The organism is Ruegeria sp. CDSB013, from assembly GCF_059611165.1.
Window position 1 is genome coordinate 55,837 of the sequence record NZ_JBXWPA010000003.1, and the last position, 13,252, is coordinate 69,088.

Genomic DNA, 13,252 nt, shown 5'->3' on the forward strand with positions numbered 1-13,252 from the left:
ACCATGTTGCGTACAGGATGACGCCCCTAATCCCTGAAATCACAACAAGCCGATGAACCGGTCGATATCATCTGAGTTGATCGACCAGTCGCAGACCAGTCGACAGGCCAGGATCTCGTCGTCATCCGCACCGTCCAGCTCTGCGCCCCACAGATGATAAACCGCACCCGCTTGGTGCAACTGCTTGTGACGCGCGCGCGAAAACTGCGCAAAAATCATATTGGCTTGCGGCTCATGTAGAAAGGTTGCGCCTTTGCCGCGTAGACCATCGGCCAGATGCGCGCAGTTAGCGTTGGCTTGTCGCGCCATCTGCAGCCACAGATCATCATTCAGATATGCGGCCATCTGGGCGGACAAGTAACGATGCTTGGAGAACAGATGCGCACCACGCTTGCGCCGCAGTTCGAATTCCCAGGCCTTGGATTCGTCAAAGAAAACCACCGCTTCGACGCCCATCAGACCGTTCTTGGTGCCACCGAAGCTGACCGCATCGACGCCCGCTTTCCATGTCATCTCGGCAGGAGAGCAATTGAGCGTGACAAGCGCGTTTGTGAATCGGGCACCATCCAGATGAACTGGCAGGTCGTATTCTTTGGCGATACTGCACAGCTCCTCCAACTCGGCCAGTGAGTAAACCGAGCCACGCTCTGTCACCTGAGTTATCGACACGGGCCCACGCTGGGGCCCATGCACGCCACGTGTTTCTTCGGCCAAAATCGAGCGGCGTAGCGCTGCGGGCTCCATCTTGTCGCCGCCCGGCACGAGTGTAAGCTTTGCGCCGCTATAGAACTCGGGCGCGTTGCATTCATCCTCATGGATATGCGCGACAGGTGAACAGAACACGGTTTCCCATGGGTTTGAGAGCGTCGCCAGAGCCAGCGAATTCGCGGCTGTCCCGGTGGCCACCAGATAAACTGCGGCCCCTGGCGCTTCGAAGATTCCGCGAATACGATCGCGCACTTCGTTCATCAGGGTGTCCGCGCCATAGGCCATTTGATAGCCTTGATTGGCTTCGTTCAATGCGGCCATGACCTGTGGGTGAACCGGACCGGAATTGTCAGAGGCGAAATACATCAGCTGGGTTCCTCAATGATATAGTCTTCCCACTCTTCCAAGGGGGTTTCGAATTCGGACACCGTGCGCCCCTGAACTGACATGCCGGCGGCGTGCACGCTGTCCGGTGTACCTGATATCAGGGGATGCCAGTCGTAAAGCGGTTTCCCCTCCCACAGCAGCCGATAGGCGCAGGTTTCGGGCAGCCAATAGGCGTGATCGTCGATGTTGTTGGGCTTCATCACGATGCATTCCGGCACGAATTGATGGCGGATATCGTATTGCGTGCAGCGGCAGGTCTCATCGTCCAGCAGACGGCAGGCGACGCAGGTCAGGGCAACCTCGCCGGTGTCCTCATCCTCAAGTTTGTTCAGGCAGCACTTGCCGCAGCCGTCGCACAAGGCTTCCCATTCGCGCTGGTTCATCTTGGTCAGCGGTTTGCGTTCCCAGAACCGGGGGGTAAGACCTTTGCGATCAATCGGGTCGGCGGTCATAGCGCGGCCAGCAGGGTGCGCGCCTTGTCGCAATCGGCATCCATTTGCGCGATCAGGACATCCAGCCCGTCAAAGGTCATCTCGGGGCGCAGATAATCGACCAACCCGACGGACAGGGTCGAGCCATACAGGTCGCCAGAGAAATCGAACAGGAAAGTCTCTATATTCGCGACTTCTCCGTTGAACATGGGGCGCACGCCAACCGAAGATGCTCCGAGATAGCTGCCCTGATGGGGGCCATCGAGCACATCGACCAGCACCGCATAGACGCCAAACTTTGGTGGGTGCAACCCTTCGATGGACATATTCGCGGTAGGGAACCCAAGCTCGCGCCCGCGTTGTTCACCGCCGATCACCTCGCCCTCGACCCGGTGCCAATGGCCTAGCATCGCTGCGGCGTCGCGCGGGCGGCCATCAGAAAGTGCGGTGCGGATCCCGGTTGAGGATACGACGTCATCAGATCGTTCCATCAAGGGTGCAATGGTGACATCGAATCCCATCTCTTGCCCGAACCGGACCATGTCTTCGGCGGTCCCGCTTCGACCTTTGCCGAAACAGAAATCCGCGCCGACCACCACGTGCGATAGACCAAGCCCCTCGCAGATGACATTGCGAGCAAATTCTTCAGGCGTCAGACCGGCAAGCGCCGCATTGAACGGCAATTCGTACAGCTTTTGGACACCCAGTTTCTCCAACCGGTGCGCACGTGCGTTTCCGCGCATCAGACGAAATGGCGGGGCATCGGGTGCAAAATACTCGCGAGGGTGAGGCTCGAACGTCAGAACGCCAAGCGGAGCATCCGGGGCCACGCGTTGTGCCAGTTCGATCACCGACTGATGGCCAACATGCACGCCATCAAAGTTCCCGATTGCCACACTGGCACCGCGGTCTTCTGGCTCGACAAACTGGAAATCACGGATGATCTGCATGCAGCTTGCCTAGCGGGACTGGAGACCGGGTTCAAGCACCTGATTGGTCCAAATGCTGCGCAACAAAAAAGGGCACCGTTTCCAGCGCCCTTCAAAAGGATACAGGTATCGAGACTTCAATCGAATTTGCGCGACGGGGCCAGAACCATCGCTTCGCCCACCAACACCTTCTTGCCATCGACGGCACAGTGGCAATCCAGCTTCACGCGGCGTTTGGCAAAATCGATGTCGATCACTTTGACCTCGGCATAGACCATGTCGCCAGGGCGTACGGGCGCCAGGAATTTGAGCGACTGCCCCATATAGACCGTGCCGTGGCCCGGCAGCTGCTCGCCGATCACCGCCGAGATCAGACCCGCCGTCAACATGCCGTGGGCGATGCGACCTTCGAAGATCGTGTCGCGGGCATAGTCGTCGTCCAGGTGTACCGGATTCCGATCCGTTGAAACCTGCGCGAACATCTCGATATCTTCGTCCGTCACCACTTTGCGCAGGTGGCGGGTCATGCCCATCTCGATGTCTTCAATACAGATCGTGCCGCGTGGAAGATTATCCAACATGTCGCCCTCACTCGAGTTCAATGGGCAACAAAACAACTCAAGTCGCCCCCGTTTGGCAACTTTATTACTTCGCAACTGCAGAAAATCAAGTCTTTTCTGACTACCTCAATCGACCGATTGTGTAGGTAGGATTAATGTTTTCCTTTGCAATATAATCACTTAGGGATTCATGGTGCGGATGATGCTCAGTTTTTGTTTCCGCTGCGGCCAAACCACCCGAGATGAACAGAGAATCAATCCCTTCGCCCATACCACCCAGAATGTCCGTATGCGGGCCGTCGCCGATCACAAGAATGTCGCCATCAGGGATGTCATGACCCAATTCCTGCAGCCTGCGCCGCGCAAGATCATAGATCGGCGGGTGGGGTTTTCCGAAATACAGGCTCTCGCCTCCCATCTCGGTATACAGCTTCGCCAACGCACCCGCGCACCATTCGCGTATCTCGCCCCGGTCGACAACGATGTCGGGGTTGGCGCAGAGCAGCTTCATGCCTTTCTGCTTGGCATAGAGGAAATCGGCGCGATTGACCGCCGGATCCGCCATTGGGTCGAACGGCCCGCAGCAGACGATCCCTTCGGCCTCATCCAGCGGGACACGTTCGATGTGGATCGGATGGTGTAGTATTTTCAGCGGCTCAAAGAATCCCGCGTCGCGTTCCCATTCCCCCATGAAATAGACTTTTTCACCAACCGCCCCACGGAACATAGCGGACCGGGCCGAGTCCCCGCTGGTGGCAATGGTGTCATAGGCATCTGCGGGGACATTGAACTGCCCAAGCTGCTCAGCCACGCCAGCACGCGGTTTGGGTGAGTTGGTGACCAGCACAACGATCCCGCCTTGCGCCCGGTAGTTTTGCAAAGCCGCGACCGCATCGGGATAGGCAGTGATGCCGTTGTGAACGCATCCCCACAGGTCAACGAACAGTGACTTGTAGCGGCCTGAAATCTCGGAAAGCGTGTGGATGATCTGGGTCATGGGAGCCTCGGGACCTGAAATTCTGAGTTGTGACAGCTATGGCAAAGCTTTCACCTCTTGGCCATCCCGCAATATCAATTGCTGGTCGAACACGGTGTGTCTGATCGCGTCATTCGACGATTTCTTCGACATCGGGTGCTTGTTGGACGTTTTCGGTGCCCAATATGATCTGTGCGCCGATCCTGTTCTGGAAACGCACTACGACCAGAAAACCCGGCCCCAGTTCTTTCTGAAGTACGTCGACCAAAGGCGTGTCACGCAGGGCCTCGGGCAGCAAACCGGCGATCGAGGATACTTTGTAAGCCGCTTCAATCGGAAGGTCCACGATCAGCCAAATATCGGCGTGTTTACGTTTGGCATTCACGTCCACGCGGATGATCTCGACCGACACCGGATCGGCCCAGTCCCGGATCGTTTGCGCCAACTGCGCCTCGGTCCGGGTTTCGAGGTAACGGTTGTAGGTCGACTTTCCCAGTTGAAGGACAACGAAGGCCAGGAATGCCAGTGTCACCACCACGCTTGCGGTGAAGTTCAGCTTGCGCCGACCCTTGCTAAACACCACCGCGCGCGCCGCATATACGATGTAAACCGCGCAGGCCGACAGAATGATTGCTCCAAGGTTGGTGGCAAACAGCAGGCCGGCTTCATAGGCCTCGGCGGGCTCGTCGAAATACAGCAAAACACCCGATGCAGACAGAGGTGGCACCAAGGACACGCCGATGGCTGCACCGGGAAGCAGGCTGGCCTCGGACCGGTTGATTTGAACGTAAGCTGCGGCCACTCCGGCGGCGAGGGCAACGATCAGATCCTCGGTGCCCGGATCCGTTCTGGCGAGAACCTGATCGGGGATCAGAATGCCGCGCGGGACGTCTGCGACATAGACAAGAAGCCACGCCAGCAAGACGCTGATTACCGCGGCACCGCAGACAATCAAAGCCAGTTTGAACGCGCGACCCAGCCATCCCATCACCATCGCCGCCGCAACCCCAAGGATCGGGGTCATCAATGGCGCAACAAGCATTGCGGCAATGACGACCGCACCGGAATCTCGCAGCATGCCCATCGTGGCGATCACCACGGATAAGGTCAGAAGCATGGCAAACCGTCGCCAATAGGCAGATTTGTCCTTGCCTTCAAATCTCAGGATGTCGCGTGTGGTGCTGAACTTGCGGGAACTCATGAACGTCGTCTGACCCAATTCGCTGTCTGGCTATTGATGTCAGACTACCAACGGATGCCATTCGCGCAAAACATTAGTAGCAAAGAAAAAAGGCGCCCGGGTGGGGCGCCTTTCGGTTGGGATGTTTGTCCGCGTCAAACCTTGAGGTTCGGGATGATCTGTTTTTTGCGGCTCATGATGCCGGGCAGGACTACGGCATCGCCGTCCACGCTTGCGCCAAAGCTCTTTTCGGCGACACCTTTGACCAGATCGTTGGGTACCAGCAGAGTGGCCTCTTCGTTCAGGATATCGACCACGAACAGCAGAACCTGATCAACGCCGTCTTCCTTGGCTACGTCAGCCATCGAACCCGCCAGGCTGGCCTTGCGGTCCAGAACGACGCCGGGTGCGGTGGTTTCCAGAACCGAAACGCGGAACTTGGTACCGTCGACCTCATATTCCTTGCTGTCCATGCGGATCAGTTCGGCGTCCGAGAAGGACGAGACATCCGATTTGGCTGCGAACATTTCCGCGGCATAGGTCGCGACGTCCAGACCCAGATCAGCGGCCAGATTCTCGGCCACTGCGCGGTCATGTGCGGTGGTGGTGGGAGAGCGGAATTCCAGCGTATCTGACAGGATGCAGGTCAATGCGGCGGCTTTGATGGCGTCGGGCATCTTGGCGGCGTCGTCACCGATCAGGTCCATCATGATGGTCGCGGTGCAAGCCAGCGGGCGTACGGTGATGTCGATCGGGCCTTTGGTTTCCAGGCCACCGACCAGCTTGTGGTGGTCGATGATTGCCCGGATGTCCGCGCTGTTTACGCTGGCTGGCAGCTCGGCCGGGTTGTTGGTGTCCACGATGACAACCGGCGTGCCCTCGGCCACGTCTTCGATGATGCGCGGCTTGGGCAGGTCCCAGCGCTGCAGCAGGAATGCCGCTTCGGTGTTGGGTTCGCCCAGCAGAACTGGCTCGGCCTGTTCGCCTTTGATTTCGTTCAGGTACCATGACCACAGGATAGGTGAGCCTGTGGAGTCGGTGTCGGGGGATTTATGTCCAAATACGAGCGTTGTCATGTCAGCGTCCTGAGGGTGATCATTTTGCGCGCCTTATAGGGCGGTCCGCCGGGGTTGTCACCCGACAGTGTTTACGCTGCGACGGTTGGTCTGAAATCGAGGTTGGTCAGAACGGGGCGCGGGTCAGGGTGTACCCGGCCTGTTGTAATTGGTTCAGCAGCCCGTAGTCGCCCCCAAGATGCCCGGCACCGACCGCGATCACGACGTTTTGGTCCTGAATGTTCAGAATTTTCTGCATCCAGTTGCTGTTGCGCTCGACCAGGAGTTTTTGCTCGAAATCATTCCATTCCTCGTCGAATACTTCGGGCGACAGGCCCGAGTCTTCCAATCCCTGAAGACGGGCGAGCTGGATGATTTCGACATGTTTCTCTTCCAGGTAGGCGTTGGCCATCGTCGCCAGTTGATCCTCGCTACCGCCCATGGCACCGGCCATCCGCACAAGGGACTGAACCTGCTTTTCGATGGGGTGGCTGTCGAACATACTCATAAGATCGGCAATCTGTTCTAGCGAGCGTTTGGGGATACCCAACTCGTCAGCCAGCTGGTCCAGACGGGCGTCCATCCCGTGGTTCGCACTGGGGTCCTGCATCATACACGGGGGGACGCCCAGCATCATGCTCAGAAACCAGGGCCGCATTTTGGCTGCCATCCAGCCGGGGATACCGCGTTCGGACAGCCCGATCGACAGGGCGGACCAGTCTTCCTCGGACATCAGATCAATCAGACTGGGTCCCGAGGTGATCATCACCGGGCTTATGTCCTTGGCCAGGTCTTTTTCGAACGCGTCCATTTCTTCCCGAGTGACCTCGAAATAAAACGCGTCCGCATCGCCGAGGGTCGGCGTTAGCCGTTCGACCACTGCGTCCATGCGTGCGTCATTGGCATGCAACGTACCAACAAGGTGCAGGATCGTGTCACCCTTGGATGCGATCCAGTGATTGCCTTCGGCAAACGGGATCTCGGCCACTGTCTGTTGCAGTTCGGACTTTACCGCGGGGCTCAGTCCCGGCCTCAGATCAGTCCCTTCGCATGCGGCCTGTACGGTGGCGGGCAGGAATAGGAAAAGCAGCGGTGCAAACAAGCGCATAAGGATCATCTCGGAAACTTTAGTGTGATCGCGACATTGCCTTTGCGCGGCAATGTATTCAAGCCGGATGCAGGTGACGGCTGGCGTTCGCGGCAAATTTGCATAGCATGGCGGAATGGACCGTGAGCAGGATCTATACCCGCCGATCAAGGCGCTGTTCGAGCGTCAGGGCTACACCGTCAAAGGCGAAGTCGGCGCAGCCGACATCGTCGCCATTCGGGATGGTGATGAGCCGGTGATCGTTGAGCTGAAGCTGCGGTTCTCATTGGCGCTGTTTCATCAGGCAATCACGCGGTTAAGGGTGACTGACCAGGTCTATATCGGTGTGTGCAAACCCAAGGGGCGAACCGCGCGGCGTGCGTTAAAGGACAATTTGGCGCTGTGCCGCAGGCTTGGTCTTGGTCTGATCACTGTACGTGCTGACGGCGCGGTCGAGGTGCAATGTGACCCTGGCCCGTATGCACCGCGAAAAAACAAAGTAAAGGCGGCTCGCCTGCTGCGTGAATTTGACCGGCTTGAAGGTGACCCCAACGCAGGTGGAGCCACCCGGCACGGGATCGTGACGGCCTATCGTCAGGACGCGCTGAAATGTGCAGCCCATCTGGCCGAATGCGGAGCGACAAAGGGGGCGGAAGTTGCCCAATCCACCGGCGTCGCCCAGGCCACGCGCCTGATGCGGGACAATCACTACGGGTGGTTCGACAAGGTTGATAAGGGGGTCTATGCACTGTCGACTACAGGGGCCGAAGGGTTGAAACACTGGGCCTATAGCTGGGAAGAGACCAGCTGAGCCTCGCAACTAAAAAATCCATCACAGCTTGTTGACTTGGGGTTTGCGACCCCCTAGCTATGCGTCGTTATCACTCTCTGCCTTTGAGTGCTAACGCCTCGCCAGCCGGCGAGGGGAGGATAATAAACTTTGAGCCCAAGGAGCTGCAAAGATGGCATTGAAACCGCTTCATGACCGCGTGCTGGTTCGTCGTACCGAAAGCGATGAAAAAACCGCAGGCGGGTTGATCATTCCCGAAAGTGCAAAAGAAAAGCCTAGCGAAGGCGAAGTCGTTTCGACCGGTGAAGGCGCGCGCAAGGACAGCGGCGAACTGATCGCAATGGCTGTAAAAGCTGGCGACAAGATCCTGTTCGGCAAGTGGTCGGGCACCGAGGTCAACGTCGGCGGCGAAGAGCTGCTGATGATGAAAGAAAGCGACATCATGGGGATCATCGAGTAAGCGCTCGCGCTTCTCTGATCTTCATTTCCAACATTTTTCTCAAGGAGAAACAACATGGCTGCTAAGGACGTCAAGTTCGACACCGATGCCCGCAACCGCATGCTGTCAGGTGTGAACATCCTGGCCGATGCTGTCAAAGTGACCCTGGGCCCCAAAGGCCGCAACGTGGTTCTGGACAAATCCTTCGGCGCACCGCGCATCACCAAAGACGGTGTATCGGTTGCCAAGGAAATCGAACTGGAAGACAAGTTCGAAAACATGGGCGCGCAGATGGTGAAAGAAGTCGCCAGCCGCACCAATGACGAAGCCGGCGACGGCACCACCACCGCAACCGTTCTGGCACAGGCAATCGTTCGCGAAGGTCTTAAGCAGGTTGCAGCGGGCCTGAACCCGATGGACCTGAAGCGCGGCATCGACCTGGCAACTGCCAAAGTCGTTGAAGGCATCAAAGAGATGGCGCGTGAAGTCAAAGACTCGGCAGAAGTCGCTCAGGTTGGCACCATCTCGGCCAACGGCGAAGCCGAAATCGGTCAGCAAATCGCAGACGCGATGCAGAAGGTTGGCAACGAAGGCGTTATCACCGTCGAAGAAAACAAAGGTCTGGAAACCGAGACCGATGTTGTCGAAGGTATGCAGTTCGACCGTGGCTACCTGTCGCCTTACTTCGTCACCAATGCTGACAAGATGATCGCAGATCTCGACGACTGCATGATCCTGCTGCACGAAAAGAAACTGTCCTCGCTGCAGCCGATGGTTCCGCTGCTCGAGCAGGTGATCCAGTCGCAAAAGCCGCTGTTGATCATTGCTGAAGACGTTGAAGGCGAAGCGCTGGCAACTCTGGTTGTCAACAAACTGCGCGGCGGCCTGAAAATTGCTGCTGTCAAAGCACCTGGCTTCGGCGATCGCCGCAAAGCCATGCTGCAGGACATCGCAATCCTGACCGGCGGTCAGGTCATCAGTGAAGATCTGGGCATGAAGCTCGAGTCCGTCACCATGGATATGCTGGGCACCGCCAAGAAAATCGAAATCACCAAAGACGAAACCACCATCGTTGACGGTGCTGGCGAGAAAGCCGAGATCGAAGCACGTGTTGCTCAGATCCGCACTCAGATCGAAGAAACTTCGTCGGACTACGACCGTGAGAAGCTGCAAGAGCGCGTTGCCAAACTGGCAGGCGGTGTTGCTGTTATCCGCGTAGGTGGCATGACCGAAGTTGAAGTGAAAGAGCGTAAGGATCGTGTTGACGATGCTCTGAACGCAACGCGCGCAGCCGTTCAGGAAGGCGTTGTTGTGGGCGGTGGCGTTTCGCTGGTTCAGGCAGGTAAAGCACTGGACACTCTGAAAGGCGCAAACGCTGATCAGGACGCAGGCATCAATATCGTGCGTAAAGCCATCGAAGCGCCGCTGCGCCAGATTGCTGAGAACGCGGGCGTCGACGGCGCAGTTGTTGCAGGCAAAGTTCGCGAATCTTCGGAAGCGGCCTTTGGTTTCAACGCTCAGACCGAAGAGTATGGCGACATGTTCTCGTTCGGCGTTATCGATCCGGCCAAAGTTGTCCGCACTGCGCTGGAAGATGCAGCATCGGTTGCTGGCCTGCTGGTCACCACCGAAGCAATGGTTGCTGACAAGCCTGCCAAAGACGGCGCGCCTGCTGGCGGCGGCATGCCCGACATGGGCGGCATGGGCGGCATGATGTAAGACGTCGAATTCGCCTCGGCGAATTCTGACGGTCCCGACAGGCGCTTGGCTGTAAGGCCAAGCTGCCGAGAGGGAAGCCTTAGTATCTAGGGACGGGGTCGCCTTCGGGCGGCCCCGTTTCGTTTTGCGGACCATCCCGCAGGAATGTGAGTGTGCAAAACGCGCCGAAACCGGCTATGCGGTTGATATGAAACTGTTCCTACTCACGTGCCTGACGATGTGCGCCTTTGCGTCCAACTCGATACTTAATCGGCTAGCGATTGATAGTGGCGCCAGCGATCCCGCTGCCTTTGCCGTGGTGCGGGTTTTGGCCGGTGCAGTGGTGCTGGCCGGGTTGGTTCTTCTGAGGGCTGGTCAATTGCCCCTGTTTGACCGGCGCAGGGTTGCCGGGGCGGGGTCGTTGTCCCTGTACATGATCGGATTCTCTGTCGCCTATCTGACGCTGGACGCGGGTCTTGGCGCGCTGATCCTGTTCGGGGTGGTGCAGGTGACGATGTTCACTGTGACATCAGTGAAAGGCACGCTGCCCACTGGTCGGCAGATCGCGGGCGCCGCAATCGCGTTGCTGGGGTTGGGCTACGTGCTTTGGCCGTCCGGATCGATACAGGTCAACCCGGTCGGAGCAGCTCTGATGATTGCTGCCGGGATCGGCTGGGCGATCTATTCGCTGGTTGGCAAGTCCGAACCGGATGCCTTATCCGGCACTGCTGCAAATTTCGTCGTGGCATTGCCAGTGACAACGCTGGCTTTATTGGCGACAGGAGGGGCGTGGCACATGACTGCTAACGGATACTTGCTGGCCGCGTTGGCCGGTGCGGTCACATCAGGGATGGGGTATGCGCTGTGGTATCAGGTTCTGCGGGAATTGACGCCCACAACGGCGGCCGTCGTGCAACTCAGCGTTCCGATTATAGCCATTATTGGCGGTGTCCTCCTGCTGGGCGAGGCCGCCAGCCTGCGCCTGATCATGGGGGCCGGGCTGGTATTGGGCGGAATTGCACTGGCCGTTCTGCGCAGGACGCCGCGGTAGGGGTTTATTCGCTGGACGTTAGGCCTTATCTGGCGGCTATGCGTTATTTGCTTGCCCTCTTTCTGTTCTTTGTGCCTGCCATTGTGCAGGCAAAATGCGTGGTCCTGCTGCATGGGTTGGCACGGACCGAAGCGTCTTTTACCGTCATGGAACAGTTGTTCAAAACGCATGATTATACCGTCGTGCGCCCGGGGTATTCCTCTACCGACCTGCCAATTCCCGATCTGGCTGCACAGACGCTGCCGGGTGCATTTGCGGAATGCAGCGACGACAAAGTCAATGTTGTCGCGCATTCGATGGGCGGTATTCTGTTGCGCTATTGGCTGCAGGACAATCATCCGGAAAACCTGGGTCGCGTAGTCATGCTCGGCCCGCCCAATCAGGGCAGCCAGCTGGTGGACGAACTTAGCGCGTATGAGGTGTTCGGGATGTTGAATGGCCCGGCCGGTCTGGCGCTGGGCACGGGCCCCGAAGGTATCCCACGACGACTGCCCCCCGTGGATTTCGAACTTGGTGTGATCGCCGGGGAGAATTCGTTGAACCCACTGTTTTCTTCGATGATCGATGGCTCGGATGACGGGAAAGTTTCGGTTGAAACGACCAAGGTCGAAGGGATGGCGGATCATATCGTCCTACCGGTGACTCACACGTTCATGATGAACAATCCACGCGTGATGGCGCAAGCGCTGCATTTCATCGAGTTCGGTCAGTTTGATCCGCAGATCACATGGCTGGATGGGGTGATGGAAATCATCGATGAAATCTGCATTGGGCAGGATTGCTCGGAACCGGACTCGGAGCGCTCTGAATGACCGCACTTTCTCTGACTTTGTCCGGCGCAGAGGTTCTGTTGCCGGATCAGGGCATGACTCGTGCCGATCTGTCCATTTCTGACGGGGCCGTGCAACGGGACCGGGCGGGACGGACAATCGACCTGTCTGGATATCTGGTGATGCCCGGCATCATCGACCTGCACGGCGACGGGTTCGAGCGTCACATCGCACCGCGACGAGGGGCGATGAAGCAGATGGACGAGGGCATCCTGTCGGTCGAGGCCGAACTGGCCGCCAACGGGATCACGACGGCGGTCCTGGCCCAGTTTCTAAGTTGGGAGGGCGGCGTACGCGGCCCTGAATTCGCTGGCCAAGTGTTCGATGCTATTGCGTCGGTCAAAGATCGCGTCGTCACCGATTTGCTGCCTCAGCTACGGTTCGAAACCCACATGCTCGAGGAATATCCGAGCCTGCCTGAACGTATTGCCGCGTGGCGTGTGCCATACGTGGTGTTCAACGATCACCTGCCACATGACAGGCTGGCCGAGGGGCGCAAGCCGCCGCGCCTGACGGGGCAGGCGCTTAAGGCCGGGCGTAATCCTGAAGCACATTTTGAGATGTTGCTGTCCATGCATGCCCGAGGCGATGAGGTTTCCGCAGCCTTGGACGCGCTCTGTGCGGCATTGTCCGAGCAGGGTGTCCGTATGGGCAGCCATGACGACGCAACGGCTGAAACTCGCGCCGATTGGCGGGAGCGAGGTGCTCAGATTGCCGAGTTTCCCGAAACGCTAGAGGCGGCTGAGGCCGCTCGGGCTGCTGGGGACCACGTTATTCTCGGATCACCCAACGTGGTGCGCGGCGGATCGCACAAGGGCAACGTTAGTGCGCTGGATCTGATCACCATGGGGCTGTGTGATGCGCTGGCCTCGGATTACCATTATCCCAGTCCCAGGCGAGCGGCTTTGATGCTGGCCAAATCCGGTCTGTTGGATCTGGCCGGAGCCTGGGCGTTGGTCTCGTCCGGTCCGGCACGGGTTCTTGGGTTGCAGGACCGGGGCACTCTTGCCCCGGGTCAACGCGCAGACCTAGTGATACTTGATGCTCGGTCCCACCACGTCGCTGCTACGCTGGCTGGCGGGCGGGTTAGTTTCATGTCCGGTGATATCGCCGCACGGTTCGTGGGCTGAG

At 58.3% G+C, this 13,252-nt stretch carries 14 protein-coding genes; 6 read left to right on the forward strand and 8 right to left on the reverse strand.

The window, feature by feature from the left end:
* Nucleotides 1–39 precede the first annotated feature (39 nt).
* From AC2FJF_RS06430 to AC2FJF_RS06465, 8 genes are all read right to left on the reverse strand, one after another.
* Nucleotides 40–1,074 (reverse strand): threonine aldolase family protein, encoded by a 1,035-nt coding sequence (locus AC2FJF_RS06430; protein WP_496723976.1) that lies wholly within the window; start codon nt 1,072–1,074, stop codon nt 40–42.
* Entirely contained in the window at nt 1,074–1,547 is a 474-nt protein-coding gene (locus AC2FJF_RS06435) for a YcgN family cysteine cluster protein (protein ID WP_496723978.1), read from the reverse strand. Before AC2FJF_RS06435 ends, AC2FJF_RS06430 begins: the two co-directional genes overlap by 1 nt.
* Entirely contained in the window at nt 1,544–2,476 is a 933-nt protein-coding gene (locus AC2FJF_RS06440; protein WP_496723980.1) for a bifunctional riboflavin kinase/FAD synthetase, read from the reverse strand. Before AC2FJF_RS06440 ends, AC2FJF_RS06435 begins: the two co-directional genes overlap by 4 nt.
* Nucleotides 2,477–2,592: 116 nt before the next feature.
* Nucleotides 2,593–3,036: a MaoC family dehydratase gene (locus tag AC2FJF_RS06445; RefSeq protein ID WP_058275996.1), complete on the reverse strand. Its 444-nt coding sequence runs from the start codon at nt 3,034–3,036 to the stop codon at nt 2,593–2,595.
* Nucleotides 3,037–3,136: 100 nt separating this feature from the next.
* Nucleotides 3,137–4,012: a TIGR01459 family HAD-type hydrolase gene (locus AC2FJF_RS06450; protein ID WP_496723982.1), complete on the reverse strand. Its 876-nt coding sequence runs from the start codon at nt 4,010–4,012 to the stop codon at nt 3,137–3,139.
* A gap of 109 nt (nt 4,013–4,121) precedes the next feature.
* Nucleotides 4,122–5,192, reverse strand: a complete 1,071-nt coding sequence (locus AC2FJF_RS06455) for a DUF389 domain-containing protein (RefSeq protein WP_496723984.1) — start codon at nt 5,190–5,192, stop codon at nt 4,122–4,124.
* Between the two features lie 134 nt (nt 5,193–5,326).
* Complete coding sequence (locus AC2FJF_RS06460; protein WP_496723986.1) at nt 5,327–6,247, reverse strand: manganese-dependent inorganic pyrophosphatase; 921 nt, start codon at nt 6,245–6,247, stop codon at nt 5,327–5,329.
* A 106-nt stretch (nt 6,248–6,353) separates the two neighbouring features.
* Complete coding sequence (locus AC2FJF_RS06465) at nt 6,354–7,334, reverse strand: TraB/GumN family protein (RefSeq protein WP_496723988.1); 981 nt, start codon at nt 7,332–7,334, stop codon at nt 6,354–6,356.
* 115 nt (nt 7,335–7,449) lie between these two features.
* Between AC2FJF_RS06465 and AC2FJF_RS06470 the strand changes: the two genes are divergently transcribed.
* The 6 genes from AC2FJF_RS06470 (at nt 7,450) to AC2FJF_RS06495 (ending at nt 13,251) form a co-directional block, all read left to right on the forward strand.
* The gene (locus tag AC2FJF_RS06470) at nt 7,450–8,124 is read left to right on the forward strand and encodes a DUF2161 domain-containing phosphodiesterase (protein ID WP_496723990.1); all 675 of its coding nucleotides are present in this window, start codon (nt 7,450–7,452) and stop codon (nt 8,122–8,124) included.
* Between the two features lie 151 nt (nt 8,125–8,275).
* Complete coding sequence (locus tag AC2FJF_RS06475) at nt 8,276–8,563, forward strand: co-chaperone GroES (protein ID WP_496723992.1); 288 nt, start codon at nt 8,276–8,278, stop codon at nt 8,561–8,563.
* Nucleotides 8,564–8,617: 54 nt separating this feature from the next.
* The gene (gene groL / locus AC2FJF_RS06480) at nt 8,618–10,261 is read left to right on the forward strand and encodes a chaperonin GroEL (protein WP_496723994.1); all 1,644 of its coding nucleotides are present in this window, start codon (nt 8,618–8,620) and stop codon (nt 10,259–10,261) included.
* Between the two features lie 187 nt (nt 10,262–10,448).
* Nucleotides 10,449–11,291 (forward strand): DMT family transporter, encoded by an 843-nt coding sequence (locus AC2FJF_RS06485; protein ID WP_496723996.1) that lies wholly within the window; start codon nt 10,449–10,451, stop codon nt 11,289–11,291.
* A 38-nt stretch (nt 11,292–11,329) separates the two neighbouring features.
* Nucleotides 11,330–12,103, forward strand: coding sequence for an alpha/beta fold hydrolase (locus tag AC2FJF_RS06490; protein ID WP_496723998.1), 774 nt, complete (start codon nt 11,330–11,332; stop codon nt 12,101–12,103).
* Nucleotides 12,100–13,251 (forward strand): alpha-D-ribose 1-methylphosphonate 5-triphosphate diphosphatase, encoded by a 1,152-nt coding sequence (locus AC2FJF_RS06495; RefSeq protein ID WP_496724000.1) that lies wholly within the window; start codon nt 12,100–12,102, stop codon nt 13,249–13,251. Before AC2FJF_RS06490 ends, AC2FJF_RS06495 begins: the two co-directional genes overlap by 4 nt.
* The last annotated feature ends 1 nt before the right edge of the window (nt 13,252 follow it).